This is a genomic window from Ruegeria sp. HKCCD9138, assembly GCF_057220975.1.
The window spans coordinates 475286-500674 of sequence record NZ_JBWVAZ010000001.1; the positions used below are offsets into that span (position 1 = coordinate 475286).

Consider the following 25389-nt stretch of genomic DNA (forward strand, 5'->3'; position numbering starts at 1 on the left):
GGAACGATACGCGGCAGTATTGCTGGCTGGCAAGCCCTGTAAATTCAAGCCTTTAGCACGCGCCGGTCTACATTTGTGGGAATGGTGGGTGATAAGAGATTTGAACTCCTGACATCTTCGATGTGAACGAAGCGCTCTACCACTGAGCTAATCACCCGTAGCGACGGCTCTTACAGCGCTTTTCCACCGTCGACAAGTGGGGGGCCGCAATAATTGAAAGGCAGTTGGCGAGGGCGACGAAATTATTCAGCCGGAAACAAAAACCGGTACTGTTCGAAAAAACTTCAAAACGCCGCTTGACGCTGCCCGACCGTAGCCATAATACACCCCAACGTTCAGCAACGAACGGGCAGCGGGCGGTTGTAGCTCAGTTGGTTAGAGTACCGGCCTGTCACGCCGGGGGTCGCGGGTTCGAGCCCCGTCAACCGCGCCATCGCTGTCAGCCTTTGATCCGGGTCAATGGATCGCACATAGACCCTAATGCGCGGTTGTAGCTCAGTTGGTTAGAGTACCGGCCTGTCACGCCGGGGGTCGCGGGTTCGAGCCCCGTCAACCGCGCCATTTCCCTTCACGACGATTGCAAAGCATGGCACAGACAATCATCGCCTGGTCGATGTTTTTGGAATCGTTTGCCATCGTAAAGCCGAAAAACTTAGTAGTCCCGAGGTGACATGTGGCCAGTTTGAATCGCGTGGTAATCGCCCGTCACAGCCGCCGGTGGATTCGCGAGCTTCAGCCCGACACGCTGGATGTGGCCGAGATTTCAGGCAGTTGGGGCAAGCAGTTCGGTTTTCGCAGCTACAGCTCATTCTGGCACGCGTAGCATGACATATGCAGTGGGCCGGTTCTGGACGAGCAGGGACAGGTTCGACAGTTCGACCTGATCCTTGCCAATCAGGTCTGGGAACATCTTGACCGGCCATTCGAGGCCACGCTCAACTTTCTCGAAATGCTTTGGTCTGGTGGGTATTTCTGGCTGGCGGTCCCGTTTTTCGTCCCGTTTCATGCGGCGCCAAATGGTTTTTCACGCTGGTCGGCCAGAGGCCTCGTGAACCTGCTGACGGAATGCGGCTTTGACCCGATCGGAACAGTTTGGAAAACGACCCTGATTTTCCCATTTGCGCGTGGGTTATAGCCCGCAATTCACCGGACTGAGCCATAGGTGCGAGAAAAACCGCCCGTTCACACTTTGTTCTAATTTTTCTGTTGGAGACTCAGAGCGGCTCGCCTATTTCTAGGACACTGTCATTTTGGGGGCCGCGATGGCTGAACTGAAGAATATCGAGGTACGCGGTGCGCGCGAGCACAACCTCAAAAGCATCGACGTGGATATCCCGCGCGATCAGCTGGTGGTGATCACCGGATTGTCGGGATCGGGCAAGTCCTCGTTGGCCTTCGACACCATCTATGCCGAAGGGCAAAGGCGGTATGTCGAAAGCCTGTCAGCCTATGCGCGGCAGTTTCTGGACATGATGGAAAAGCCGGATGTCGACCACATCAGTGGCCTGTCTCCTGCGATTTCGATCGAACAGAAAACAACCTCCAAGAACCCCCGTTCAACCGTGGGGACGGTTACCGAGATCTACGACTATCTGCGCTTGCTGTTTGCCCGTGCCGGCACGCCATATAGCCCTGCAACCGGGCAGCCAATCGAGGCTCAGCAGGTGCAGGACATGGTCGACCGGATCATGACGATGGAGGAAGGAACGCGTGGCTATCTTCTGGCCCCCATCGTACGTGATCGGAAGGGGGAGTACAGAAAAGAGTTTCTGGAACTGCGCAAGCAGGGCTTTCAGCGTGTGAAAGTGGATGGCGAGTTCTACGAATTGGACGAACCGCCGACGCTCGACAAGAAGTTCCGCCACGATATTGATGTGGTTGTTGATCGGCTCGTGGTTCGTGAAGGCATGGAAACTCGTTTGGCGGACAGCCTGCGAACCGCTCTGGATTTGGCAGACGGGATTGCCGTTCTCGAAACTGCGCCACGTGAAGGCGACCCTGAACGGATCACCTTCAGCGAGAATTTTGCCTGTCCCGTCAGTGGCTTCACGATCCCCGAGATCGAACCGCGCCTGTTTTCGTTCAATGCGCCTTTCGGAGCGTGCCCGGCCTGTGACGGTCTGGGGGTTGAGCTGTTTTTCGACGAACGGCTGGTGGTGCCGGATCAGACGCTGAAACTCTATGACGGAGCTCTGGCGCCGTGGCGTAAGGGGAAATCGCCTTATTTCCTGCAAACGATCGAGGCAATTGCCCGGCACTACGAGTTCGACAAGAACACGCCCTGGAAAGACCTTCCTGCAAAGGTACAGCAGGTGTTTTTGCGCGGATCAGGCGATGAGGAAATTCAGTTCCGCTATGACGAAGGTGGGCGTGTTTATCAGGTCACGCGAAGCTTTGAAGGTGTCATCCCGAACATGGAACGCCGCTATCGCGAGACCGACAGCGCCTGGATTCGCGAAGAGTTTGAACGCTACCAAAACAACCGTCCCTGCGGCACGTGTCATGGTTACCGACTTCGGGCCGAAGCTCTGGCGGTCAAGATTGCAGGTCTGCATGTTGGGCAGGTGGTCGAAATGTCGATCCGCGAGGCATTGGCCTGGATCGAGGACGCACCGAACCATCTGAGCGCCCAGAAGAACGAGATAGCACGTGCCATTCTGAAGGAGATTCGTGAGCGGTTGGGTTTCCTGAATAATGTTGGTTTGGAATATCTTACACTGTCTCGTTCAAGTGGTACGCTCTCGGGCGGCGAAAGCCAGCGTATCCGACTCGCCAGTCAGATCGGGTCGGGCCTGACCGGTGTTCTGTATGTTCTGGACGAGCCGTCGATTGGTTTGCATCAACGGGACAATGACCGGCTGTTGGGTACGCTCAAGAACCTCCGGGATCAAGGCAACACAGTCATCGTGGTCGAGCATGACGAGGAAGCCATCCGAGCCGCGGATTATGTCTTCGACATCGGCCCCGGCGCAGGGGTACACGGTGGGCAGGTCGTCAGCCACGGCACACCGGATCACATTGCGGGTGATGCGGCCTCGATCACCGGGCAGTATCTTTCGGGGACGCGGGAAATCCCTGTGCCGACCGAGCGGCGTAACGGTAAGAAGCAGAAAGTCACGGTGGTTAAAGCCACGGGCAACAACCTGAAGAACGTGACGGCCGATTTTCCCCTGGGTAAGTTTGTCTGTGTGACCGGAGTGTCCGGGGGCGGCAAATCGACTTTGACGATCGAAACCCTGTTCAAGACAGCGTCGATGCGCCTGAACGGCGCGCGGCAGACGCCTGCACCATGTGAGACTATCAAGGGGTTGGAGCATCTGGACAAGGTCATCGACATCGACCAGCGCCCCATCGGGCGGACTCCGCGTTCGAATCCAGCGACTTACACCGGGGCCTTCACCCCGATCCGCGACTGGTTTGCCGGGCTGCCCGAGGCCAAGGCGCGCGGATACAAACCCGGTCGTTTCAGCTTTAATGTCAAAGGCGGACGGTGCGAGGCGTGTCAGGGCGATGGCGTGATCAAGATCGAGATGCACTTTCTGCCCGACGTTTACGTCACTTGCGAAACCTGCAAGGGCGCGCGGTACAATCGCGAGACGCTCGAGATCAAGTTCAAGGGTAAGTCCATCGCGGATGTCCTTGATATGACTGTGGAAGATGCGCAGGAGTTCTTTAAGGCGGTGCCGTCAATCCGCGACAAGATGGACGCACTGGCGCGCGTTGGACTGGGGTACATCAAGGTCGGGCAGCAGGCGACGACCCTGTCGGGTGGCGAAGCGCAGCGGGTAAAGCTGTCGAAGGAGCTCAGCAAACGTTCGACGGGCCGGACATTGTATATTCTGGATGAACCGACCACGGGTTTGCATTTCGAAGACGTTCGCAAGCTGTTGGAAGTGTTGCATGAGCTGGTCGATCAGGGAAATTCGGTTGTCGTGATCGAGCACAATCTGGACGTGGTAAAAACCGCCGACTGGATCATCGATATCGGTCCCGAAGGCGGGGACGGAGGCGGTCAGATTGTGGCGGAAGGCACGCCAGAGGATGTGTCGGGTTGCGACCGCAGCCACACGGGGCGGTATCTCAAGCCGATGTTGAACCCGGAACGCGTGGCTGCCGAATAGGTCGGGTCAATAAAGGATGTCGGCCACTGCGCCGATCAGATTCAGCACTTTTCGCGTTTCCGGGTCCACACGGTAAACATAGTCACCGGCGCGAATATAGTTGCCGCCGCGGTTCAGACCGTAGCGGTACGGATCGTTGATCCAGGCATAGTCACTGTCAATCCGGTCCCCGACCCGGTAGCGGTTCTTCACCTGACCGGGGGGAACACAAGGTACCGCTTTTTTCGCCAGTCCCGGCGGGCAATGACCGCTCTTCCCGGCGCTCGGCGTGATGCGATGGACTTCGAACGAATCCTTGGATTTGCCTTTTCCCTTGCCATTTCCCGCCATCGCAGGAACGGACCCGAGGGCCACGGCGGCCATCACGGCAATGCTCAGAACTGATTTCATCGACACACTCCAACTTCGCTGCGCACGGTCGGTTACCACAATTAAGTGGCCGAAAGGTGGTTTTACCAGTCTGTGCGCATGGCTTGTGCGGGTTCCCGCCGTCGACCTTAGGACCGGCCGCGTTTCTCAAACCGGGGAAGCATGGCGCTAAAGTCTCGGCCCGAACCGCCTTCCTGTTCGACAAATTGCTCGTAAAGCTGAGTGGCCACCTGACCCATCGGTGTGTCGGCATTGGCGCTGTCGGCAGCTTGCTGGCTCAGACGCAGGTCCTTCAGCATCAGTTCCGCGGCGAATCCCGGGATGTAGTCGTTGTCGGCCGGGCTTTCAGGCCCAACGCCAGGGGCAGGACAATAGGCGTTCATTGTCCAGCTGTAGCCAGACGATGTGCTTACAACATCGAACATCTTCTGCCGATCCAGTCCAAGCTTGTCTGCCAGAGCAAAGGCTTCGCAAGTGGCGATCATTGTGACGCCAAGGATCATGTTGTTGCAGATCTTTGCGGCCTGGCCAGCGCCAGCTTCCCCGCAATGAACCGCTTTCTGTCCCATAATCTCGAACAAGGGCGCGGCTTTGGCGAAGGCTGCATCAGAGCCGCCGGCCATGAAGGTCAGCGTTCCGGCCGCCGCTCCACCGATCCCGCCAGAGACCGGGGCATCGACGGCAAGCAAACCAGCGGCGGCGGCTTGCTTGGCAACGGCGCGTGCGCTGTCGACATCCACGGTTGAACAGTCGACCAACGCCGAACCAGCTTCCATTGCGGGGACAACTTCGTTGGCAACGGCACGCAGAATCTGGCCATTTGGCAGCATGGTGATGACGACTTCGGCGCCGGCTGCGGTTTCAGCGCCCGATGCGGCCATCGAAACGCCTTCCACAGCAACGTCGGCCATGTCAAAGCCTGTGACCTCATGTCCGGCGCGCGCAAGGTTGGCCGCCATCGGAGCACCCATGTTGCCCAGACCAATGAATCCGATTTTCATCCCTTACTCCTCTGCAAAACTCAGCGCATCCGCCCCAAGCGGTTGCAGCATCTTCGAAACCGCCACGGCCGGTACGTTCATGTCAGAATATTGCCATTTCGGGTTTCGATCCTTGTCGATGATCTGAGCACGGATGCCTTCCAGGAAATCCCCGTGCTCCATCGCGCGATAGGTAAAGCGATATTCCATTTCCAACGCTTTGCGCATAGTCAGGCTTGCGCCGCGCAGCCTGTGCAGCATTTCCACCGCACAGGCCATGGAAAGAGGTGAATTGCGCTGCATAACTGTCAGATTCTTAGCCGCAAATTCTGTTTCGCCGTTGCGCAGGGCGTTCAGGATATCTCCAAGAGTTTCGCCATCGAAACATGCGTTTATCAGCGTTTGCTGGTCAGCCAGTGGGCTTTCCGGAGGTGTCTGCGCATGTTCCTGTACCAACTCGGTGCGGCCCGATGCCTCGAGCAGTTCGATCAGTTCCGGCCAAATCTTCTGTGGGACGTAATGATCGGCAAAGCCGGTATAGATTGCATCTCCGGGTCCCATGCGATGGCCGGTAATGCCCAAATACTCGCCCGACCGACCCGGCGCCAGTGCCAGCATGAGCGTGCCGCCCACATCCGGAACCAGACCGATTGAACATTCCGGCATTGAGATTTTCGAGCTTTCTCCGACAACCCGATGGCTACCGTGGCACCCGATGCCCACACCACCTCCCATCGTGAACCCTTGCAAGAAACTGATCACGGGCTTTGGGTATTCGAAGATCAGGGCGTTCAGGCGATATTCGTCCCGCCAGAAATTACGGCCATAAGAAAAATCTCCCTTGGTGCCCGTGTCATAAAGCTCGGCAATATCGCCGCCTGCGCAAAACGCTTTGTCGCCCTCGGCGTCGAAAATGATCAGATCGACCGCATCATCTTCGCGCCAGTTGCGAAGGGCGGTGTCGATGGCCATGCACATGTCATAGCTGAGCGCATTCAAGGCCTGCGGTCGGGTCAAGGTGATACGCCCGGCGCGGCCAGTGGTGCGGATGTAGATATCGGGCATCGAAACCTCAGCGATTGGACAGCATCTGGCGCGCGACGATCACGCGCATGATCTCGTTCGTACCTTCCAATATCTGATGCACGCGCAAGTCACGCACAAGCTTTTCGATGCCATAGTCCGCCAGATACCCATATCCGCCGTGCAGTTGCAGGCATTGGTCGACAACTTTGGAACCGGTCTCGGTCACGAATTTCTTGGCCATCGCGCAGAACTTGGTCGCGTCGGGCGTTCCCTGATCCAGTTTCCACGCAGCCTGGCGCAGGAAAGTTCGGGCGGCCTGCATCTCGATCTCCATATCCGCCAGACGGAATTGCAGCGCCTGAAACTGGTCGATGGATTGCCCGAAGGCCTTTCGTTCGGACATATATTGAAGCGTCATGTCCAGCCCGGCCTGCGCGGCACCCAGCGAGCAGGAGGCGATGTTCAGACGCCCGCCGTCCAGACCCATCATTGCGTATTTGAACCCGTCCCCTTCGGTTCCGACGAGGTTGCCAGAGGGAATTTTGCAATCGTCAAACTGAACCTGCGCCGTTGGCTGGCTTTTCCAGCCCATTTTCTGTTCCAGCGCTCCAAAGCTAAGGCCGGGCGTGCCGTCCTCGACATAGACCGTGGAAATGCCTTTGGGTCCGTCTTCACCAGTCCGTACCATGCAGACATAGGCGTCCGAATATCCGCCGCCCGAGATAAAGGCTTTGGTTCCATTCAGGGTGTAGCCTTCGTTCGTGCGTTCTGCGCGCGTTTTAAGCGCCGCCGCATCCGAGCCGGAGCCAGGTTCGGTCAGGCAATAGCTGAGCACCGTCTTCAGGCTCAGAACATCCGGCATGATGCGGGACTTCAGCTCGTCGCTGGCAAAGCTGTCGAGCATCTTGGCGCACATGTTGTGGATCGACAGGAAGGCGGCGACCGACGGGCAAGCCATCGAAAGTGCTTCGAAAACCAACGTCGCATCCAGCCGGGTCAGATCCGATCCGCCGCTGTCTTCCGAGACGTAGAGCCCGCCGAACCCCAACTCTCCGATTTGCGGCCAGAGTGTTTTGGGGATGGTGCCGTCCGCTTCCCACTGGCGCGCGTGCGGGGCAATGTTTTCTTGCCCGAACGCGTAAGCCATGTCGAAAATAGCGGTCTGTTCCTCGGTCAGCGCGAAATCCATGGCGGGCCTTCTTTTGTTGTCTGCAGAATTGAACAAGCGTTTTATTCTTCAATCCTTACAGAAATTTTGCAGCTGTAGCAAACGTTGCAGGCAGCGATGGACCAAAGATTTTCAGGTGGATTGCGCCGCTGAAATGGGCCGAACGCGGAGCACTGAACGCAATGTGACAATCGGTAAACGTTTCGGGCAACAACGCGGAAAGAGTTATGTTTATAGGTCTTCGTGGAATTCTTCGATCAAATGGCGAACAACCGCTTTTCCAGGGTCTTCGCCGCGCGCCGTCGCCTCGGCGTAAACACGACGCTGACGTGTGGCCGACGTGCCATTCTCGGCAATCTGACGCAAGCGCGCCAATTCGGTCATTGTGCCCAGCGCCTCGGTATCCTCGGCAAGCATCCCCATCAGTTCGCCGATCAGTTCGGCCATCGGTTTGATCGAGCGATCTCCGAAGTCGATCAGACCTTCGCCAACGCCGTATCTTTGAGCGCGCCAGCGGTTTTCTCCGATCAGGAACCTGTCATATTGGCGCCAGCGTAAGTTGCGGTCTTTCAGACGGCACAACATCCGGGTCAACGCCTGAGTCATCGCGGCCAGCGACAAGGTATGTTCCAGTCGGGGCTGCACGTCCATGATGCGGGTTTCCAGCGTCGGGAACCGATGAGAGGGGCGCAGATCCCACCAGATTTTCGTTGTGTCCTCGATTACGCCCAGCTCGACCAGCACGCCGGTGGTGCGCTCATACTCAGTCCAACTGCTGAAAACAGGGGGCAAACCAGTACGAGGCAGGTTGTCGAAAACGGTCAGGCGATAGGATGACAATCCCGTGTCTTCCCCATTCCAGTAGGGGGAGGAGGTCGACAGTGCCAATAGGTGCGGCAGAAAATACGAAAGCTGAGGCATCAGATCGGCGCGCAAGGCAGGGTCACCGACCCCGACATGCACGTGCATGCCGCAGATCAGCATCCGACGCGCTACGCCCCCAAGGGCATGTTGCAACTCGTCATAACGTTCCTTGCGGGTGTGATGCTGGTCCTTCCAGTTGGCAAAGGGATGGCAGGACACGGCGATCGGAGAAAGATTGTAGTCCGCCGCGCGTTTGGCCACGCACGAACGCAGGCGTTTCAGATCTTCTCGGGCCGATTTGATGGTTGTATGAGGGCGCGTCCCCACTTCGATTTGGCACTGCAGAAACTCTGGGCTGACCTGTCCCTCGAAATCGGCCTGGCAGGCTTCCATCAGGGCCGCGGGGGCTTCGGCCAGTTGCAGGCTGTCGCGATCAACCAGCAAATACTCCTCTTCGATCCCCAGCGTGAATTCCTGCTGCATGGCGGTCCTCGTTGCTTCATTCGGATCAGTGAATACGGAATTTTCCATTTTGCCAAGGGTTTGACGCGCTGCAGCTTGCGAAGGCCGTGCAAGCAACGGTAAGGAACAGGCGCAACGAAAGTGGAGCCGCTCGTGAAACCAAGGAAATTTCCCAAGATCAACGCCGCCCTTAATGAGTTGGGGGTGAAGCTGGTCGACAAAGTCACCGAGCAGGAAGAACGCGCGCGGCTTGAAGCATTCGAACAGGCAGGGGGGCTGACTCGTCCGGCTTATGCTTTGTCTCCGGGGATGGAAGAGTTCGATATCACTCAGCTAGTGAAAGAGTTCAGCCGGCATTCGGCGGCCCTTGATGCGTTGAAAGATCCGTCCCGCAATCAAACAGGGTTTCGGCTTGGCAACGGTTACTATGACAGCCCGGATGCCGATGCGCTGTACCTGATGATCCGCAGGTTTCAGCCCAGGCGTGTGATCGAGGTGGGGTGTGGCAACTCGACCCGCGTTACCCGGCAAGCGATCATCGATGGCGGGCTGGATACGACCATAACTGCCATTGACCCTTATCCGCGCGCAGATATCGCTCATGTTGTCGATCAGTTCGAGCAGAAAAGGTTGGAAGAAGTCGATCCCGCGCTTTTTGATCAGCTAGAGGCCGGAGACATCCTGTTCATCGATTCCAGCCATGTCGTGCGTATGAGCAATGATGTGGCGCATCTGTTCTGCCGCATCATTCCGGCGCTGAAACCGGGCGTCGTGATACATGTGCACGATGTTTTTCTGCCTTACGAATACCCCAAGCGTTTTTTCTATGACTGCCCGGGATGGGGCGAACAGTATTTGTTACACGCGTTGCTGCAATCCGGCGCGTTTACAATGCTCTGGCCGGGGTACTACCTGCAACAGGCGCGACCTGACGCGGTAGAAGCCCTGCCGTTTCTGAAGGATGGTCGGGCGCAGAGCATCTGGATCCAGTTCAAAGAAAAATGATCTCAAAGTGATCCGGCCGGAGAAAAGGCCCGTAACCCTTTCCATAACAAGCTGGAGAGGAGATAACAGCCATGTTCCGCCGCACTTTCATGGGCGCTGCCGCCGCATTTGCACTTGCCCTGCCTGTCAAAGCACAGGCCGCGGATATCGTCGACACCGCCGTTTCTGCCGGATCGTTCAACACTCTGGTCGCTGCGGTACAGGCCGCCGGCCTGGTGGACACGCTCAAGGGCGACGGCCCGTTCACTGTTTTTGCGCCGACGGATGAGGCCTTTGCAGCTCTGCCCGAAGGCACGGTGGAATCGCTGCTGCTGCCAGAAAACAAGGACCAACTGGTTTCGATTTTGACCTATCATGTCGTGCCCGCCAAGGTGATGTCCGGAGACATTGCCGGGAAACGCGCCAAGGTGCTGACTGTGCAGGGCGACCGTCTGAGCGTGAATGCCCGAAACGGTGTCAAAGTAAACGGAGCCGAGGTTGTTCAGGCCGATATCGAGGCCAGCAACGGTGTCATCCACGTTATCGACGCGGTGATCATTCCGGAATAGCTCACCCGATAAACAGCAAAGCCCCGGTCTCGGCGACCGGGGCTTTTGTCTCTGGAGATTGGGCTTAGACCAGCCGGACCTGCGTACCGATCTGAACCAGCGGATACAATTCTTCGACATGCTGGTTATAAAGCCCGATGCAGCCAGACGAGCTCTGCCGTCCGATCTTGCGTGTATCGTGGGTCCCGTGCACCAGATAGGCCGGCCATGACAGATACATGGCCCGTGTGCCCAACGGGTTGCCCGGATCGCCACCTTCCATGCGAACCGGCAACGACGGATCTCGTTCCCGCATCGAAGCCGTCGGCGTCCAGCTTGGGTTTTCGGCCTTGCGGACGACTTCTGTATAGCCGCGCTTGGTTAGTTCTTCGCTCATCGGGACGGAACTGGGATACAGTTTGTATGCACCGTCCGGCCCCCAATAGTGAACGGCGCGGCTGGTGATGTCGGCCAACAGGCATCCGACACCCAATTCGTCAAAGTGATCCTGCCAGTTCTGTTGCGAGAACGAAGATACGTTGCGGCGCACCGGAAGCTGAGTGCTGATGGCTTCTTCGTCCTGCGGAAAAGCATCCACGCTTTGTGCCCGTACAAGGGCAGGGGTCACCAGCAGGGACGCGGCCCCCATCAGGGCAGAACGGCGGGTCAAACGGGATTGGGACAAGGCTGCCTCCGGGAAAATGATCTGCTCGGGTTTTGAATTGCCGGTAAAGTATTGTTGTCTTCTTGTGATTTCCAGTGGTCGCGCTCTGAATTTGTTGTGAGTTGCCCACTTGCAAAAGAAAAACGGCCCAAAGCGGGCCGTTTTCCTGAATTGGCATGGCTTCGGTGGCTCAGTCCATGGCTTTGAAGTTGAACTCGCCGCCTTCCTTGATACCCGACGGCCAGCGCGCGGTCACGGTTTTGGTACGGGTATAGAACTTGAAGCTGTCAGGGCCGTGCTGGTTCAGGTCACCGAACATGGATTTCTTCCAGCCGCCGAATGTGTGATAGGCCAGCGGCACCGGGATCGGAACGTTGATGCCGACCATGCCGATGTTCACACGGCTTGCAAAGTCGCGCGCGGTGTCGCCGTCACGTGTAAAGATCGCGGTGCCGTTGCCATATTCGTGATCCATCGCCAGCTTCAGCGCTTCTTCGTAGGAGCCTGCGCGAACGGTTGACAGAACCGGTCCAAAGATTTCCTGTTTGTAGATGTCCATGTCGGGCGTTACGTGGTCAAACAGGTGCGGGCCAACGAAAAAGCCGTCCTCATAGCCCTGCAGGCTGAAATCGCGGTTGTCGACAACCAGTTTCGCGCCCTGTTCCACGCCAGAGTTGATCAGGCCGAGGATGCGTTCCTTGGCGGCGCCGGTTACAACTGGCCCCATATCGACGTCATCGCCTGCGGTATAGGGACCGACTTTCAGCTTTTCGACCCGTGGGATCAATTTTTCGATCAGCGCGTCTGCGGTCTCTTCTCCGACGGGAACTGCGACCGAGATCGCCATGCAGCGTTCGCCCGCCGCACCAAAACCGGCACCGACCAGTGCATCAGCCGCCTGATCCAGATCCGCGTCGGGCATGACGATCATGTGGTTCTTGGCACCACCGAAGCACTGCGCGCGTTTGCCGTTGGCGGTTGCGCGGCTGTAGATGTACTGCGCGATCGGGGTCGAGCCCACAAAGCTGACGCCCTGGATGATCTCGCTGTCGAGAATGGTGTCCACGGCCTCTTTGTCGCCGTTCACAACTTGGAACACGCCCTTGGGCAGACCGGCCTCGACGAACAGTTCGGCCAGCATGAGCGGCACCGAGGGGTCGCGCTCGGACGGTTTCAGTACCACGGCGTTACCGCAGGCCAAAGCCGGACCGACGTGCCACAGTGGCATCATGGCAGGGAAGTTGAACGGCATGATCGAGCCGACAACACCCAGTGGCTGGCGCATCGAATACATATCGATACCGGGGCCTGCGCTGTCAGTGAATTCACCTTTCAGCATCTGCGGTGCACCGATGCAGTATTCGATCACTTCCAGACCACGCTGCAGGTCGCCCTTGGCGTCGGGGATGGTTTTGCCGTGCTCGCGGCTCAACGCCTCGGCCAGCTTATCCATGTCGCGGTTCATCAGGTGAACCATCGCCATCATCACACGCGCACGTTTCTGCGGGTTGGTTGCGCCCCATGCGACCTGAGCAGCAGCAGCGTGTTCGATGGCAGCAGTGGTTTCAGCGGCACTGGCCATCGGGCATTTGTACTGCACTTCGCCGGTGGCCGGGTTGAAAACATCGTCGAAACGGCCTGATGCGCCAGGCACGTTCTCGCCGTTGATGAAGTGGGTCAGATCTTGCATTGCAAACTCCTCCGGTAAATTTGCGCGCAGAATAGGCTTGCAGAAATCTCGCGAACAGAGGCAATGTCTCAAAAGAGCTTTGCAAAAATGCAAAAGGAAACGGATGAACCCGAACTGGGATGATATGAGGGTCTTTCTGGCCGTTGCACGCGAGGAAAGCCTGTCGGCGGCGGGTCGGGTTCTCAAGATCGATCCGGCCACGGTTGGGCGCAGGGTTGCCAGGTTGGAAGCGGCAGTGGATGCGATTCTGTTTACGAAATCGCAGCAGGGATACTTACTGACCGAGGCCGGTGAACGCCTCATGGATCATGGGCTACAGGCCGAAGAAGCCATGCGTGCCGCAGCCGGGGTTGTTTCAGTGCCGACGAAATCCCTCAGCGGTCAGATCAGAATTGGCGCACCCGATGGGTCTGCGAATTACTTGCTGCCGCAAGTCTGCGCCCGGATCAGCGATTCGAACCCTGATTTGGACATCCAAATTCTCGCCCTGCCGCGCATCATCAACCTGTCCCGGCGCGAAGCCGATATGGCCATCACGGTCAGCGCACCCACTGCCGGCAAACTGCTGGTGCAAAAGATAATAGATTATCGCCTGCATATGGTTGCAACCCAGGACTATCTGAATCGTCACGATGAAATCCGATCGATGGCCGATCTGCGAGGGCACCGGATGATTGGTTACATTCCGGACATGATCTTCGATCGCGAGCTGGATTATCTCAACGACATTGGGGTTGACCGTGTCGCGCTTGCATCAAACTCGGTTTCTGTTCAGCTGCGGCAGGTTTCGCTGGGCACCGGCGTTTGTGTTGCCCACGACTTTACGCTGCCGTTTCACCCCGGCTTGAAGAAAATCCTGACGGATCAGGTCAGTCTGACCCGCAGTTTTTATCTGGTGCGCCACCAGGGCGATCAGCGCAACGAACGGTTGAACCGATTTGCCGACGCATTGAAGCACGGTATCCGTGACGAAGTTGCGCGGCTGGAAGGTCAAGCAGGTGCTTGACAGGGTCTGACATTCCGGCAACGCTTTGGAAAACGTGAAGTTATTTCGGAGGTGTTGCAAATGCTGGTTCAGGGCATTCTCAAGTCAAAGGCCACTCATGAGGTTGTGACTGTAGAGCCTGCTGCGACGGTGTCCGAGGCGGCGAAAATCCTGGCTGAAAAGCGGATTGGTACGGTCATTGTGTCAGAAGACGGCGGCCAGACGGCGGCCGGTATTCTGTCAGAGCGAGACATCGTTCGCGAGCTGGCCGCCAGCGGCAGCGGATGCCTCGACAAGCCGGTCAGCGCTTATATGACGCGGGAACTGGTGACCGCCAGCCGTCAGGATACGGTTCAGGATATCATGACGCAGATGACCGAAGGCCGCTTTCGCCATATGCCGGTTCTGGAAGACGGAAAGCTTGTTGGCATCGTGACGCTGGGTGACGTTGTAAAGGCGCAACTGTCGGAATTGGCGATGGAAAAAGATGCGCTTGAAGGCATGATTATGGGTCACTGATGGCCCGCAGGCCAGTTCGGGCCTCTTGCACCTGCGGCAAAGTTATGTTTGCTTGCGCAGAAATAATGTTGCGCAGGAGAGCCTGATGCGGGTTGGATTGTATCCCGGAACCTTTGATCCAATCACCATGGGTCATATTGACATCATCCGGCGCGCTTCGGCGCTGGTCGATAAGCTGGTGATTGGAGTGGCGATCAACCGCGACAAAGGTCCTCTGTTCTCGCTGGAAGAACGCGTTGCCATGATTGAGGCGGAATGCGCGTATCTGACCGAACAGACAGGAACCGAGATCGTGGCGCATCCGTTCGAGAATCTGCTGATCGATTGCGCCCGCGATGTCGGCGCGCAGATCATCGTGCGAGGTTTGCGGGCTGTGGCGGATTTTGAGTACGAGTTCCAGATGGTCGGAATGAACCGGGCGCTGGATGACTCGATTGAAACCGTGTTCCTGATGGCCGAGGCGCGGCATCAGGCCATTGCTTCCAAGCTGGTCAAAGAGATTGCGCGACTGAACGGTGATGTTTCGAAATTCGTCACGCCCCGTGTCAACGAGGCTTTGAGGCAGCGTTTAGGATAGGTCACCCATCGCTGCGGCGGTATCCAGCATCCGGTTTGAGAAACCCCATTCATTATCATACCACGCCAACACTCGGACCAGAGTACCATCGGTGACCTTGGTTTCTGCCAGTGACACGGTTGAGCTGTGCGAGTCGTGGTTGAAATCAACCGAGATTAACGGCCGCGTTTCGGTGGCCAGAACGCCAGAGGTGTTGGCAGCTGCCTTGATGAACAGCGTGTTGACCTCTTCTTCGGTCGTGGGGCGCGAAACCTCGGCGACCAGATCGACCACTGACACATTTGGCGTTGGCACGCGAATGGCCTGACCTGTCAGTTTTCCCGCCAATTGCGGCAGCACCAGACCGACTGCCGATGCGGCCCCGGTGGTTGTTGGGATCATCGACAATGCTGCCGCGCGGGACAGGTAGGGGTCTTTGCCTGCAGCATCATGTACGGGCTGGCTTGCCGTATAAGCATGAACAGTTGTCATATTGCCGTGCCTGATACCCAGACCGGCATCCAAAACAGCGGCAACCGGAGCCAGGCAGTTTGTTGTGCAGGACGCGTTTGAAACCACCAGATCGGCTGACGTCAACTCGCGGTCGTTTACGCCAAACACAACGGTTTTGACGGGATCGCTGCCACGGGCCGGAGCAGAAATCAGGACCTTCTTCGCGCCATTGGCAAAGTGACGAGACGCGGCCTCAAGCGTTCGGAACACACCGGTGCATTCCAGAACCACATCCACATCTGACCAGTCCAGCGCCTCGGGATCGCGTTCGCTGCTCAGGCGGATCGGGCCTGAACCGACGTCCAGACCAGCTTGGGACAGGGTTACCGGGTTGGTATATCGCCCGTGAACGCTGTCGAATTCGAACAGATGGGCATTCATCTCGGGCTTGGCCAGATCGTTGATCGCGATGATTTCGACATCGGTGCGACCGGTTTCCATCGCGGCCCGCAGGACACCGCGCCCGATCCTTCCAAATCCGTTTATTGCCAGTTTGATTGTCATAATGCGCTCCGCCAAAATACGGTTCAAAATGGTTAGCGCTAACAACCTGATGCAGGTCAAAAAGTCAAGAAAAACCTATGTTACCGCCAGAAAGCGAGCCAATCCAAAAAGTCGTAGAGTTTCTTGCTGAGGAACAACAAATGTTCGGTGCCATAGAAGGCAGCATCCAGCATCAGCCCGCCAAGAATGAGAATCCCGAGCCAGATGGCGATTTGATTGGTCATGGCCGTCCCGAACATAAATGCCCGCCCAGATAACCTGAGCGGGCATTAGGGTACAAGCGAAGTCCGAAGGCTCAGTTAAGGCGGCCCATGGCGACGGCCACGTCTGCCATGCGGACCGAAAAACCCCATTCATTGTCATACCAGGCCAGAACACGCACCATGCGATCATCGACGACGCGGGTCTGGTCAGGTGCGAAGATCGAGCTTTCTTCGGTGTGGTTGAAATCGGTCGAAACCAGCGGTGCAGGCTCAAAACCCAGAACCCGCTGCATCGAACCTTTTGCGGCTTCTTCGACGATGGCGTTGACTTCTTCGACAGTCACATCGCGCGATGCCCGGAACGTCAGATCCACAGCCGAGACATTCGGGGTCGGCACACGGATGGCAGACCCGTCCAGTCGGCCTTTGAGGTTGGGCAGAACCTCTCCCAGAGCTTTTGCGGCACCTGTCGAAGTGGGTATCATCGACATCGCAGCAGCGCGGGCGCGATACAGATCACTGTGACGGCGGTCCAGCGTCGGCTGATCGCCGGTATAGGCGTGGATGGTTGTCATGATGCCGTGTTCGATGCCGATACCTTCGTCCAGCACCTTCGCCAGCGGCGCCAGGCAGTTGGTGGTGCACGAGCCGTTCGAAATCATATTATCGTTGGCGGTCAAAGTGTTGTGGTTCACGCCGAACACGATCGTCTTGTCGACATTTTTGCCGGGCGCCGACAGCAGCACCTTCTGCGCGCCACGCTCCAGGTGAGTTTTCGCCTTCAGGCCGTCGTTGAATTTGCCGGTGCATTCCAGAACGACATCGCAGCCTTCCCAGTCCAACTCGTTCATGTCGTAGGTCGAGAACATCTGCATCGGGCCGCGGCCCAGATCCATGGTGTTGCCGTTGATGGAAACGTCGCGTGGGAAACGGCCATGAATGCTGTCATATTTCAAGAGATGCGCCGAGGTCTCAAGCGGTCCGGTCGCATTGACCTTGATTACTTCGATGTCGTTACGGGCCGATGCCGCGATGTGCGACAGGGTACAGCGGCCGATCCGGCCAAAACCATTGATACCGACCTTGATGGTCATCTGACGTCTCCAAATGCGCTTGCTTCGCAGGCCATATAGCCGTGAATATGGAATCTCAAAAGGGCAAAAATGGCATATTTTTAAGGTGATAGCGCAAACTTCGACCGATTGCGCTAACGCTTGCGCTAAGGGTTGGATCAGGTAGTGTCGGCATCGGCAGTGAAACGAGAGGATGCGCGATGAGTGGTCTTTTGGCCCTGTTGGACGATGTGGCAGGCATAGCAAAGGTCGCGGCAGCGTCAGTAGATGATGTCGTTGCAGCGGCCGGGAAAGCCGGGGCCAAAACGGCAGGGGTGATCATTGACGATGCCGCGGTCACGCCGAAATACGTCCAAGGGTTTGCTCCGGCGCGCGAGTTGCCGATCATCTGGCGCATCGCGCGCGGGTCGATGTTCAACAAGGTCATTCTGCTGCTGCCTGTGGCGCTGTTGCTGGCGAACTTCGCGCCGTGGCTGATAACGCCCTTGCTGATGATCGGCGGGTCATACCTGTGTTTCGAGGGCGCCGAGAAGATTTTTCACGTGCTGTTCCCGCATGGCAGCCACGTGATCGAAGAAGATATGAACGTGCGTGATCCGGGTCATCTGGAGGAGCAGAAGATCAAAGGGGCGATTAAGACCGATTTCATACTGTCGGCCGAAATCATGACCATCGCTCTTTCTGCAATCGAGGCGCCGAATGTCTGGATGCAGGCGGCGACGCTGGCGGTTGTGGGGATCGGTGTCACGGTGGCCGTCTATGGCTCGGTCGCGTTGATCGTCAAAATGGATGATGTCGGGCTTTATCTGGCAAAGAACGCGCTGACGTCGGTCGGGCGCGGGTTGGGTCGCGGGCTGGTCAAGGCGATGCCAAAGGTCATGAAAACCCTGTCAGTCGTGGGCACGGCGGCGATGCTGTGGGTCGGCGGCTCGATCATGATCCATGGGCTCGAGGTGCTGGGCTTTGGCTGGCTGGGGCACCACATACACGATTGGGCTTATGCGGCCGGTCATGCCGTGTCCGATCAATGGGCCGGCGCGGTGGAGTGGATGAGCAAGGCTGCGATGGACGGAGTGTTCGGACTGGCTTGGGGGTTCGTTCTGATCCCCTTGGCGACCAAGGTCATCGCGCCGCTGTGGCCCAAAAAGGCAGAGCAGACAGCCGACCATTGAGGCCCAAAGGAAAAGGGCGGCACGATGGCCGCCCTTTGATTGCGTGGATCGGCTGGATCAGCCCAGCAATTCCTTGACCTTGGCAACCGTTGCCTCGGCGGTGATGCCGAAATGCTTGTACAGTTCGCCGGCGGGAGCGGATGCGCCAAAGCCCGTCATTCCGATAAAGCCGGCCTTGGCCTCGCGGCCACGCTCGCCCAGCAGCCAGCGGTCCCAGCCGCCGGCGCGGACGGCCGCCTCGATGCCGACGCGGACGGGGCCGGCGGGCAGGACCTTCTTGCGATAGGCTTCGTCCTGCTCGGCGAACAGCTCCATGCAGGGCATCGAAACGACGCGGGTGCCGATCCCTTCGGCCTCGAGCATCGCCTTGGCTTCCATGGCCAGCGACACCTCGGACCCGGTGGCGATCAAGATCGCCTGACGCTTGCCCTCGGCCTCGGCCAGAACATAGGCGCCTTGGGCGGTCAGATTCTTTGCCTTGTGCTGGGTGCGCACGGTCGGCACGCCCTGACGGGTCAGCGACAGAACCGAGGGGCTGTCCTTGAAAGTCAACGCCAGTTCCCAGGCTTCGGCGGTTTCAATCGTATCGGCAGGGCGGAACACGTAAGTGTTTGGTGTCGCGCGCGAGATGGCAAGGTGTTCGACCGGCTGGTGCGTCGGGCCGTCTTCGCCCAGACCAATCGAGTCGTGGGTCATCACAAAGACAGTGGGCACTTTCATCAGCGCTGCGAGGCGCATCGAGGGGCGAGCATAGTCGGTGAATGCCATGAACGTTCCGCCATAGGGGCGGATGCCGCCGTGCAATGCCATGCCGTTCATTGCAGCGGCCATGCCGTGTTCACGGATGCCATAATGGATATAGCGGCCCTTGCGGTTTTCCGGCAGGAACACACCCATATCTGCCGATTTGGTGTTGTTCGACCCAGTCAGGTCAGCCGAGCCGCCGACCGTTTCGGTCATGATCGGATTCACGACGTTCAGAACTTTTTCCGAAGAGGCACGGGTCGCCAGTTTCGGTTGGTCTTCCGACATCTGCTTTTTGAACGCGCGAATGGCTCCGGCCAGCTTCTTGGGGGCTTCGAACGAATAAGCCCGGTTGAATTCGGCCTGCTTGCGCTCGGAAAGCTGTGCGAAACGCTCTTCCCAAGCCGCGCGCTCGGCGGCGCCACGGGCGCCAATTGCCTCCCATGCGGATTTGATGTTGGCCGGGATCTCGAACGCGTCATGCGGCCAGCCATAGCCTTCCTTGGCCGCTTTCAACTGATCCAGATCGGTCAGTGCGCCATGGCCTTTCGAGGTGCCCTGTGCTGCGTGGCCCAGAGCGATATGGCTTTCACAGGCGATCATGGTCGGCTTGTTCGATTTTTTGGCCTGTGTGATGGCGGCATCAATTGCTTTGGGATCATGACCGTCAATTTCAATCACGTGCCAACCCGAAGCTGCAAAGCGGCGCACCTGATCGGTGCGGTCCGCCATATCAACGGTTCCGTCGATGGTGATGTTGTTGTTGTCCCAGAAGACGATAAGCTTGCTCAGCTCATGACGGCCCGCCAGCGTGATCGCCTCCTGGCTGACGCCTTCCATCAGACACCCGTCGCCGGCGATCACATAGGTATAGTGGTCAACGACTTTCTTGCCGTAATGCGCACGCTGGATTTCTTCGGCCATGGCGAAACCCACAGCGTTCGAAATGCCCTGACCGAGAGGGCCGGTCGTGGTCTCGATCCCCTCGACCAGGAAGTTCTCGGGGTGACCTGCGGTTTTGGCGCCAAGCTGGCGGAAGTTCTTGATTTCTTCCAGCGTTACATCCGCATGCCCGGTCAGATACAGCAGCGAGTAAACCAGCATCGAACCATGACCCGCCGACAGAATGAACCGGTCGCGGTCGGGCCAGTTCGGGGCCGAGGCATCGAATTTCAGGTGCTTTTCGAACAGCACGGTCGCCACATCGGCCATGCCCATCGGCATGCCGGAGTGGCCGGAATTGGCGGCGGCGACGGCGTCGAGGGTCAGGATGCGGATGGCCGCAGCTTTGTCCCAGTGTTCGGGGTTGGCATTGCGCAGCGCAGTCAGGTCCACGGGCGTTGTTCCTTTGGATTACAAGCAGATTGCGCGCTCAATACCATCCACCCCTCAAAGTGCAAGCGGAACTGGCCGACGCTGCGGCCACTCGCTTCAAGAGTGTGCTCCAAGTGGTTGAAAGCAAAGAGTGGGTATTTTCCGCAACATTCCGTTAGACTAAGCCCAGAGAGCTGCCGCCCATGATTCGGGCCGACGCGCAGCAATACGAACCTTGGTAAAGAGGTGACAGGGGCATGAGCCAGATCGAGGAATTACAGCGACGTATTATCACCGCGATGGAGCGGATCGGATCCGGGGTTGAAGCTTTGAAAGACGCTGCCCCGGCGGAAGCTTCTGCAGAACAGGATTTGCGCGCCGCCTTGGAAGAGGAACGCGTCGCCAATGCGCAATTGGAAGAGCGGATCAAGTCCCTGAAAACGCGCCACGATCAGGAAATAGATAATCTTCGCGCCGAGGTGGAAAAGGCGCAATCTGAACCGGAAGAAGATCCGGAAAATGGAAAGCTGCGCGAGCAACTGGCCGAGGTAACATCGAAACTGGCGTTGGTCGAAGCTGCGCGCGCTGAACTGGCAGATGCAAAAGCGGCGCTGGATAACAGCGAAGAGGTAGACGCACTGAAGGCTGAAAACGCTCAGTTGCGCGCGGAATTGGCGGACAGCGAGCGCGTGGCGGAACTGAGTGCTGAGCTGGAAATGCTACGAGCCGAGCGCAGCAGCCATGGGGCGGCAATGTCCCGCCTGGACGACGATCTGCAGCGCATGCGCAAGGCAAACGAACAACTGCGTGCGTCGGTTGACGAACTTAGGGCGGCGACACAGGACGGCGTACCGGATGCCGAGTTGTTGAATCGCGCAACGGTGGCCGAGCTTGAGGCGACACGTGCCGCGCAGGCCACGGATGCGGCCGAAGCGCACGCGGTTCTTGCCCGACTGGAACCGCTGTTGTCGCGCGCCAAACTGGCAGAAGGAGAGGTTGAATAATGCCCGAGGTCACTATTCATATCGGTGGGCGCGGCTTTGACGTCTCGTGCCAGGACGGGGAAGAGGTATTTCTGCTGGCAGCCGCCAAGATGCTGGATGAGGAGGCGCAGGTTCTGTCCGACCAGATCGGACGCATGCCTGAATCAAGGATGCTGCTGATGGCTGGGTTGATGCTGGCCGACAAGTCCGCAGCAACAGAGGACAAAATCAAATCGCTGGAAGCCAAGCTGGCGCAAACAGAGGCCGAGTTGCAAACTCTGCGCGATGCACCCAGACCCGAGCCCGAGCGGATCGAAGTCGCGGTTGTGCCTCCGTCGGTTACGGACACTTTGGCCGAAATGGCAGCCCGCGCCGAAGCGCTTGCGGCGGTTGTCGAGGAGAAAGCCAGCAAATGAAAGTGTTGAGTCTTTCGCTTTGCAGTGCTGTTCTTTCGGTCGTGGCCACAGCAGGGCTGGCCGAGATCGATATTCTGTCGGTGACGTTCACCTGTGAAAACAACACACTTGTGCCAGTGTCGTATTTCAACGCCTCCGATGGATCAGGCGCTGCGGCGATGCTGATAGACGAGACACTTGTGGCGATGCGGCAGGCCCCGAGCGGGTCTGGCATTCGTTACGAGTCTGTTGGGGCAGAAGGTACGTATACACTCCGTTCCAAGGGCTGGGAGGCGACGATATCCTACCAGGCTGTTGGTGCAACAGCCCCTGAACGGGTCTTGTTCAAGGACTGTTCGAGTCGTTAATCGACCACTTACGCGTTTGCTTCGCGGATTTTGTCGGCCGCTTCCTTGTTGTAGCCAACACCGTTTTCGTCAAAAAGCGTGTCCAGCTCGCCCGAGAGTGTCATTTCGGTGATGATATCGCAGCCGCCGACAAATTCGCCTTTGACATAAAGCTGAGGAACGGTGGGCCAGTCGGAATAGTCCTTGATACCCTGGCGAACTTCTTCATCGGCCAGTACGTTAACGTCGGTGAATTCCACGCCCATATAATTCAGAACGCCGGCCACGCGTGAAGAAAACCCGCATTGCGGCATTTCCTTGGTGCCTTTCATGTACAGCACCACATCGTTGGCTTTGACGGTTTCGTCGATCTGGGTCTTAACGTCGCTCATCTTGCTTGTCCTCTTCACCCGCATCCGGGGCAATCGTTTCAGTCTGTGACGGGTCGGGTGCCCATCCTTCTTCCTCTAGTCGCCGATGTTCGGCTTTGGCCAGCTCCAGCGGATCCAGCCCGTATCTTTCGATGCCGCCCACCTTGCTGAGTTTGTCCGGGTCGGGGCGCATGTCGGCAATGTTGCGTTTGCGGTTCCGCTTCACATAGGCTTCGATCACTGCTGCGGCCGCGATCAAAACCGCAACCGTAATTATTACGTTTATCAGTGTCACTCAGGCACTTTCGTGGTCAACGCCAGCGCGTGCAATTCGCCATCCGGGCCGTCCATCTTGCCTTTCAGGGCCGCGTAAACAGCGCGTTGCTGCTGCACCCGGTTCTTACCGCGAAAGCTCTCATCCACAACCATGGCCGACATGTGCACGCCGTCGTTGCCGCCGACCTGGATTTCCGCATCAGGGAAGGCTTCGCGCAGCAGGTGTTCGATTTCGTGGGCGCTCATCGGCATGTAGGTTTACTCCTGAAGGTCTTTCTCAAGATGTAGAGCGATGCAGGAGCCCGTGCAAGGGCTTGCTGCGCTCTCAGAAACGGCAAATCCTGCACCGCAGTATGGACGCAGGATTCTGTGTTTGGCTAACGGATCAGACGCTCAGGCGACGGCCTCGGCAAAGCTTGAGCGGAAGATTGCGGTCAACTCATCAAGCGACGCCTCGGATGCCCCGATCTTGACACTGTCGCCGGTGAAACGGCCCACTGAGACCAGCGGAACACCCGCCTGACCGGCGGTGATCATCAACGCCTCGGCCTGATCGAAGTTGCAGGCGACCAGATAGCGGGCCTGATCTTCACCGAACAGGAATTCGGTCGATGCGTCATCAAGATGAACGCCAATCCCGGCCGCTTCAGCCAGCTCAAACGCGGCGAGTACGAGACCGCCATCACCCAGATCGGTACAGGCCTTGATCATCTCGCGGTTGGCGCGGATGAAGTCGCCGTTGCGCTTTTCAGCGTCCAGATCAACATGCGGCGCGTCACCGTCTTCGCGGTTGAAGACCTCGGCCAGCAATGCCGACTGGCCCAGATGGCCATTGGTCTCGCCGATCACCAGCGCGACGTGTCCTTCGCGTACCTCGTTGCCAATGATCTTGTCCGCATGCTGAAGCAGGCCAACCGCGCCAATGGTTGGGGTCGGCAGGATCGCCTGGCCGTCGGTCTCGTTGTACAGGGAAACGTTGCCTGACACGATCGGCATGTCCAGTGCGCCAACGGCGGCGCCGATGCCCTGAATCGCGCCGACGAACTGGCCCATGATCTCGGGTTTTTCGGGGTTGCCGAAGTTCAGATTGTCGGTGGTGGCAAGGGGTTTTGCCCCGACGGCAGTCAGGTTTCGATAAGCCTCGGCCACGGCCTGCTTGCCGCCTTCGACCGGGTTGGCGCGCACATAGCGTGGAGTCACGTCAGAGGTGAAGGCCAGAACCTTGTCTGTGCCGTGCACACGAACCATGCCGGCACCCAGACCGGGCGTGCGGGCAGTGTCGGCCATGACCATTGTGTCATATTGCTCATAGACCCATTGCTTGCCTGCGTAGTTGGGCGATGAGAGCAGGGCGCGCAGCCCGTCGATCGGATCGATCTGAGGGACTTCGGCCAGTTCCTCGGCCTGCGGTGTTGGAACCCATGGGCGGTCGTATTCAGGTGCGGTGGAGGACAACTTGGACAGGACGAGGTCGGCTTTGACCTCGCCATTGTGCATGATCAAAAAACGGTCTTCGGCAATTGTTTCACCAACGATGGCAAAGTCCAGATCCCATTTTTCGAACACGGCACGGGCCTCGGCCTCAAGCTGGGGTTTGAGAACCATCAGCATGCGCTCCTGAGATTCCGACAGCATCATCTCATAGGCAGTCATATTCTCTTCGCGTTGCGGCACGTTCTCCAGATCAAGCCGGACGCCAAGACCGCCCTTGTCGCCCATTTCCACGGCGGAACAGGTCAGGCCAGCCGCGCCCATGTCCTGAATCGAGATCACGGCACCGGTTCGCATCAGTTCTAGCGTCGCCTCCATCAGGCGCTTTTCGGTGAAGGGGTCCCCGACCTGAACGGTGGGGCGCTTTTCTTCGATGGTGTCGTCGAACTCGGCCGATGCCATGGTCGCGCCACCCACGCCGTCACGACCGGTTTTGGCCCCAAGGTAGACGACCGGCATACCAACGCCCGAGGCAGCAGAGTAGAAAATCTTGTCGCTGTCAGCCAGACCAGCCGCGAACGCGTTCACCAGGCAGTTGCCGTTATAGGCGGGGTGGAAGCGAACTTCACCGCCCACGCACGGCACACCGAAGCAGTTGCCGTAACCGCCTATACCTTCGACCACGCCATTGACCAGTTGTCGGGTCTTGTGGTGGCTGGGCTCACCAAAGGACAGTGCGTTCATCGATGCAATAGGACGTGCACCCATGGTGAAAACGTCGCGCAGGATGCCGCCGACCCCGGTCGCCGCACCTTGATAGGGTTCGATATACGACGGGTGGTTGTGGCTTTCCATCTTGAACACCACAGCCTGACCGTCGCCGATATCTACAACGCCCGCGTTTTCACCCGGTCCGCAAATAACCTGAGGCCCAGAGGTGGGCAGGGTACGCAGCCATTTCTTGGAAGACTTGTACGAGCAGTGCTCGTTCCACATCGCCGAGAAAATGCCGAGTTCGGTGAATGTCGGCTCGCGCCCGATGATCTCGAGGATCATATCGTATTCGTCGGGCTTCAGCCCGTGTGCGGCAATAAGATCCGGGGTGATGGCGGGCTCTTGCATCGTCT

The 25389-nt window shown here is 58.1% G+C and carries 27 protein-coding genes and 3 tRNA genes; 13 read left to right on the top strand and 17 right to left on the bottom strand.

The annotated features are described in order from the left end of the window. Window positions 1-82: 82 nt before the first annotated feature. Window positions 83-157, bottom strand: a tRNA-Val gene (locus AC2TEL_RS02375). Between the two features lie 199 nt (window positions 158-356). On the opposite strand from AC2TEL_RS02375, the gene AC2TEL_RS02380 reads away from it, so the two are divergent. The 3 genes from AC2TEL_RS02380 (at window position 357) to AC2TEL_RS02390 (ending at window position 823) form a co-directional block, all read left to right on the top strand. Further along, a tRNA-Asp gene (locus AC2TEL_RS02380) sits at window positions 357-433 on the top strand. A gap of 51 nt (window positions 434-484) precedes the next feature. Then, window positions 485-561 (top strand) — tRNA-Asp (locus tag AC2TEL_RS02385). Between the two features lie 112 nt (window positions 562-673). Next, window positions 674-823: a hypothetical protein gene (locus AC2TEL_RS02390; protein ID WP_480901636.1), complete on the top strand. Its 150-nt coding sequence runs from the start codon at window positions 674-676 to the stop codon at window positions 821-823. Here the strand turns inward: AC2TEL_RS02390 and AC2TEL_RS02395 are convergent. Further along, window positions 806-1006 (bottom strand): hypothetical protein, encoded by a 201-nt coding sequence (locus AC2TEL_RS02395; RefSeq protein WP_480901637.1) that lies wholly within the window; start codon window positions 1004-1006, stop codon window positions 806-808. The genes AC2TEL_RS02390 and AC2TEL_RS02395 overlap by 18 nt on opposite strands. Before the next feature lie 256 nt (window positions 1007-1262). Between AC2TEL_RS02395 and uvrA the strand changes: the two genes are divergently transcribed. Continuing rightward, entirely contained in the window at window positions 1263-4121 is a 2859-nt protein-coding gene (uvrA, locus tag AC2TEL_RS02400) for an excinuclease ABC subunit UvrA (protein WP_480901639.1), read from the top strand. A 6-nt stretch (window positions 4122-4127) separates the two neighbouring features. Here uvrA and AC2TEL_RS02405 read toward each other — a convergent pair whose 3' ends face one another. From AC2TEL_RS02405 to AC2TEL_RS02425, 5 genes are all read right to left on the bottom strand, one after another. Beyond that, window positions 4128-4511, bottom strand: coding sequence for a hypothetical protein (locus AC2TEL_RS02405; protein ID WP_480839491.1), 384 nt, complete (start codon window positions 4509-4511; stop codon window positions 4128-4130). 107 nt (window positions 4512-4618) lie between these two features. Beyond that, complete coding sequence (gene mmsB / locus AC2TEL_RS02410; RefSeq protein ID WP_480861852.1) at window positions 4619-5491, bottom strand: 3-hydroxyisobutyrate dehydrogenase; 873 nt, start codon at window positions 5489-5491, stop codon at window positions 4619-4621. A gap of 3 nt (window positions 5492-5494) precedes the next feature. Continuing rightward, a complete protein-coding gene (locus AC2TEL_RS02415; protein WP_480901640.1) occupies window positions 5495-6535 on the bottom strand; it encodes an enoyl-CoA hydratase/isomerase family protein in 1041 nt (346 codons plus the stop codon). Between the two features lie 7 nt (window positions 6536-6542). After that, entirely contained in the window at window positions 6543-7685 is a 1143-nt protein-coding gene (locus tag AC2TEL_RS02420; protein WP_480901642.1) for an acyl-CoA dehydrogenase family protein, read from the bottom strand. 210 nt (window positions 7686-7895) lie between these two features. Then, window positions 7896-9011: a carboxylate-amine ligase gene (locus AC2TEL_RS02425; protein ID WP_480901643.1), complete on the bottom strand. Its 1116-nt coding sequence runs from the start codon at window positions 9009-9011 to the stop codon at window positions 7896-7898. 132 nt (window positions 9012-9143) lie between these two features. Here AC2TEL_RS02425 and AC2TEL_RS02430 point away from each other — a divergent pair, with 132 nt between their 5' ends. Continuing rightward, window positions 9144-9995 carry a class I SAM-dependent methyltransferase gene (locus AC2TEL_RS02430; RefSeq protein WP_480901645.1) on the top strand — a complete coding sequence of 284 codons (852 nt, stop codon included), beginning with the start codon at window positions 9144-9146 and terminating at the stop codon, window positions 9993-9995. Window positions 9996-10066: 71 nt separating this feature from the next. After that, window positions 10067-10543, top strand: a complete 477-nt coding sequence (locus AC2TEL_RS02435; RefSeq protein ID WP_480839503.1) for a fasciclin domain-containing protein — start codon at window positions 10067-10069, stop codon at window positions 10541-10543. Between the two features lie 64 nt (window positions 10544-10607). Here the strand turns inward: AC2TEL_RS02435 and AC2TEL_RS02440 are convergent, their stop codons facing one another. Next, window positions 10608-11171 carry a L,D-transpeptidase gene (locus AC2TEL_RS02440; protein WP_480840222.1) on the bottom strand — a complete coding sequence of 188 codons (564 nt, stop codon included), beginning with the start codon at window positions 11169-11171 and terminating at the stop codon, window positions 10608-10610. Window positions 11172-11376: 205 nt separating this feature from the next. Then, window positions 11377-12876 carry a CoA-acylating methylmalonate-semialdehyde dehydrogenase gene (locus AC2TEL_RS02445; RefSeq protein ID WP_480839504.1) on the bottom strand — a complete coding sequence of 500 codons (1500 nt, stop codon included), beginning with the start codon at window positions 12874-12876 and terminating at the stop codon, window positions 11377-11379. Between the two features lie 103 nt (window positions 12877-12979). Between AC2TEL_RS02445 and AC2TEL_RS02450 the strand changes: the two genes are divergently transcribed. From AC2TEL_RS02450 to coaD, 3 genes are all read left to right on the top strand, one after another. Continuing rightward, the gene (locus AC2TEL_RS02450; RefSeq protein ID WP_480901646.1) at window positions 12980-13882 is read left to right on the top strand and encodes a LysR family transcriptional regulator; all 903 of its coding nucleotides are present in this window, start codon (window positions 12980-12982) and stop codon (window positions 13880-13882) included. A gap of 60 nt (window positions 13883-13942) precedes the next feature. After that, window positions 13943-14380, top strand: a complete 438-nt coding sequence (locus AC2TEL_RS02455) for a CBS domain-containing protein (RefSeq protein WP_480839508.1) — start codon at window positions 13943-13945, stop codon at window positions 14378-14380. Window positions 14381-14465: 85 nt separating this feature from the next. Next, entirely contained in the window at window positions 14466-14957 is a 492-nt protein-coding gene (gene coaD / locus AC2TEL_RS02460) for a pantetheine-phosphate adenylyltransferase (RefSeq protein ID WP_480839510.1), read from the top strand. Here coaD and gap (AC2TEL_RS02465) read toward each other — a convergent pair. From gap (AC2TEL_RS02465) to gap (AC2TEL_RS02475), 3 genes are all read right to left on the bottom strand, one after another. After that, on the bottom strand, window positions 14949-15953 hold the full coding sequence (gap, locus tag AC2TEL_RS02465; RefSeq protein ID WP_480839512.1) for a type I glyceraldehyde-3-phosphate dehydrogenase: 1005 nt from the start codon (window positions 15951-15953) through the stop codon (window positions 14949-14951). The genes coaD and gap (AC2TEL_RS02465) overlap by 9 nt on opposite strands. Before the next feature lie 80 nt (window positions 15954-16033). Beyond that, window positions 16034-16177, bottom strand: coding sequence for a hypothetical protein (locus AC2TEL_RS02470; protein WP_480839514.1), 144 nt, complete (start codon window positions 16175-16177; stop codon window positions 16034-16036). Window positions 16178-16248: 71 nt separating this feature from the next. Then, the gene (gene gap / locus AC2TEL_RS02475) at window positions 16249-17250 is read right to left on the bottom strand and encodes a type I glyceraldehyde-3-phosphate dehydrogenase (protein WP_480839516.1); all 1002 of its coding nucleotides are present in this window, start codon (window positions 17248-17250) and stop codon (window positions 16249-16251) included. 179 nt (window positions 17251-17429) lie between these two features. Between gap (AC2TEL_RS02475) and AC2TEL_RS02480 the strand changes: the two genes are divergently transcribed. Next, window positions 17430-18401: a DUF808 domain-containing protein gene (locus AC2TEL_RS02480; RefSeq protein WP_480901647.1), complete on the top strand. Its 972-nt coding sequence runs from the start codon at window positions 17430-17432 to the stop codon at window positions 18399-18401. Between the two features lie 57 nt (window positions 18402-18458). On the opposite strand, the gene tkt is transcribed toward AC2TEL_RS02480, so the two are convergent. Next, window positions 18459-20480: a transketolase gene (tkt, locus tag AC2TEL_RS02485; protein WP_480901648.1), complete on the bottom strand. Its 2022-nt coding sequence runs from the start codon at window positions 20478-20480 to the stop codon at window positions 18459-18461. Window positions 20481-20716: 236 nt separating this feature from the next. Here tkt and AC2TEL_RS02490 point away from each other — a divergent pair, with 236 nt between their 5' ends. The 3 genes from AC2TEL_RS02490 to AC2TEL_RS02500 are packed head-to-tail and all read left to right on the top strand — an operon-like array spanning window position 20717 to window position 22205. Continuing rightward, entirely contained in the window at window positions 20717-21463 is a 747-nt protein-coding gene (locus AC2TEL_RS02490; RefSeq protein ID WP_480861849.1) for a hypothetical protein, read from the top strand. After that, window positions 21463-21858 (top strand): cell division protein ZapA, encoded by a 396-nt coding sequence (locus AC2TEL_RS02495; protein ID WP_480861848.1) that lies wholly within the window; start codon window positions 21463-21465, stop codon window positions 21856-21858. The genes AC2TEL_RS02490 and AC2TEL_RS02495 overlap by 1 nt, the downstream gene beginning before the upstream one ends. After that, the gene (locus AC2TEL_RS02500) at window positions 21855-22205 is read left to right on the top strand and encodes an MliC family protein (RefSeq protein WP_480861847.1); all 351 of its coding nucleotides are present in this window, start codon (window positions 21855-21857) and stop codon (window positions 22203-22205) included. Before AC2TEL_RS02495 ends, AC2TEL_RS02500 begins: the two co-directional genes overlap by 4 nt. Window positions 22206-22213: 8 nt before the next feature. Here AC2TEL_RS02500 and grxD read toward each other — a convergent pair whose 3' ends face one another. The 4 genes from grxD to purL all read right to left on the bottom strand — a co-directional run bounded on the left by grxD (window position 22214) and on the right by purL (window position 25384). Further along, the gene (gene grxD / locus AC2TEL_RS02505) at window positions 22214-22576 is read right to left on the bottom strand and encodes a Grx4 family monothiol glutaredoxin (RefSeq protein WP_480839527.1); all 363 of its coding nucleotides are present in this window, start codon (window positions 22574-22576) and stop codon (window positions 22214-22216) included. Continuing rightward, window positions 22563-22850, bottom strand: coding sequence for a hypothetical protein (locus tag AC2TEL_RS02510; RefSeq protein ID WP_480861846.1), 288 nt, complete (start codon window positions 22848-22850; stop codon window positions 22563-22565). Before AC2TEL_RS02510 ends, grxD begins: the two co-directional genes overlap by 14 nt. Next, window positions 22847-23083, bottom strand: coding sequence for a BolA/IbaG family iron-sulfur metabolism protein (locus tag AC2TEL_RS02515; RefSeq protein WP_152457878.1), 237 nt, complete (start codon window positions 23081-23083; stop codon window positions 22847-22849). The genes AC2TEL_RS02510 and AC2TEL_RS02515 overlap by 4 nt, the downstream gene beginning before the upstream one ends. A 141-nt stretch (window positions 23084-23224) precedes the next feature. Further along, window positions 23225-25384 (bottom strand): phosphoribosylformylglycinamidine synthase subunit PurL, encoded by a 2160-nt coding sequence (gene purL / locus AC2TEL_RS02520; RefSeq protein ID WP_480901649.1) that lies wholly within the window; start codon window positions 25382-25384, stop codon window positions 23225-23227. Window positions 25385-25389 lie beyond the last annotated feature (5 nt).

What these genes read in the sequence shown, in the direction of transcription:
- AC2TEL_RS02395 (WP_480901637.1), bottom strand. Translation starts at nt 1,006, where the DNA reads ATGAAACGGGACGAAAAACGGGACCGCCAGCCAGAAATACCCACCAGA.
- uvrA (WP_480901639.1), top strand. Translation starts at nt 1,263, where the DNA reads ATGGCTGAACTGAAGAATATCGAGGTACGCGGTGCGCGCGAGCACAAC.
- AC2TEL_RS02405 (WP_480839491.1), bottom strand. Translation starts at nt 4,511, where the DNA reads ATGAAATCAGTTCTGAGCATTGCCGTGATGGCCGCCGTGGCCCTCGGG.
- mmsB (WP_480861852.1), bottom strand. Translation starts at nt 5,491, where the DNA reads ATGAAAATCGGATTCATTGGTCTGGGCAACATGGGTGCTCCGATGGCG.
- AC2TEL_RS02415 (WP_480901640.1), bottom strand. Translation starts at nt 6,535, where the DNA reads ATGCCCGATATCTACATCCGCACCACTGGCCGCGCCGGGCGTATCACC.
- AC2TEL_RS02420 (WP_480901642.1), bottom strand. Translation starts at nt 7,685, where the DNA reads ATGGATTTCGCGCTGACCGAGGAACAGACCGCTATTTTCGACATGGCT.
- AC2TEL_RS02425 (WP_480901643.1), bottom strand. Translation starts at nt 9,011, where the DNA reads ATGCAGCAGGAATTCACGCTGGGGATCGAAGAGGAGTATTTGCTGGTT.
- AC2TEL_RS02435 (WP_480839503.1), top strand. Translation starts at nt 10,067, where the DNA reads ATGTTCCGCCGCACTTTCATGGGCGCTGCCGCCGCATTTGCACTTGCC.
- AC2TEL_RS02440 (WP_480840222.1), bottom strand. Translation starts at nt 11,171, where the DNA reads ATGGGGGCCGCGTCCCTGCTGGTGACCCCTGCCCTTGTACGGGCACAA.
- AC2TEL_RS02445 (WP_480839504.1), bottom strand. Translation starts at nt 12,876, where the DNA reads ATGCAAGATCTGACCCACTTCATCAACGGCGAGAACGTGCCTGGCGCA.
- AC2TEL_RS02450 (WP_480901646.1), top strand. Translation starts at nt 12,980, where the DNA reads ATGAACCCGAACTGGGATGATATGAGGGTCTTTCTGGCCGTTGCACGC.
- AC2TEL_RS02455 (WP_480839508.1), top strand. Translation starts at nt 13,943, where the DNA reads ATGCTGGTTCAGGGCATTCTCAAGTCAAAGGCCACTCATGAGGTTGTG.
- coaD (WP_480839510.1), top strand. Translation starts at nt 14,466, where the DNA reads ATGCGGGTTGGATTGTATCCCGGAACCTTTGATCCAATCACCATGGGT.
- gap (WP_480839512.1), bottom strand. Translation starts at nt 15,953, where the DNA reads ATGACAATCAAACTGGCAATAAACGGATTTGGAAGGATCGGGCGCGGT.
- AC2TEL_RS02470 (WP_480839514.1), bottom strand. Translation starts at nt 16,177, where the DNA reads ATGACCAATCAAATCGCCATCTGGCTCGGGATTCTCATTCTTGGCGGG.
- gap (WP_480839516.1), bottom strand. Translation starts at nt 17,250, where the DNA reads ATGACCATCAAGGTCGGTATCAATGGTTTTGGCCGGATCGGCCGCTGT.
- AC2TEL_RS02480 (WP_480901647.1), top strand. Translation starts at nt 17,430, where the DNA reads ATGAGTGGTCTTTTGGCCCTGTTGGACGATGTGGCAGGCATAGCAAAG.
- AC2TEL_RS02490 (WP_480861849.1), top strand. Translation starts at nt 20,717, where the DNA reads ATGAGCCAGATCGAGGAATTACAGCGACGTATTATCACCGCGATGGAG.
- AC2TEL_RS02495 (WP_480861848.1), top strand. Translation starts at nt 21,463, where the DNA reads ATGCCCGAGGTCACTATTCATATCGGTGGGCGCGGCTTTGACGTCTCG.
- AC2TEL_RS02500 (WP_480861847.1), top strand. Translation starts at nt 21,855, where the DNA reads ATGAAAGTGTTGAGTCTTTCGCTTTGCAGTGCTGTTCTTTCGGTCGTG.
- grxD (WP_480839527.1), bottom strand. Translation starts at nt 22,576, where the DNA reads ATGAGCGACGTTAAGACCCAGATCGACGAAACCGTCAAAGCCAACGAT.
- AC2TEL_RS02515 (WP_152457878.1), bottom strand. Translation starts at nt 23,083, where the DNA reads ATGCCGATGAGCGCCCACGAAATCGAACACCTGCTGCGCGAAGCCTTC.
- purL (WP_480901649.1), bottom strand. Translation starts at nt 25,384, where the DNA reads ATGCAAGAGCCCGCCATCACCCCGGATCTTATTGCCGCACACGGGCTG.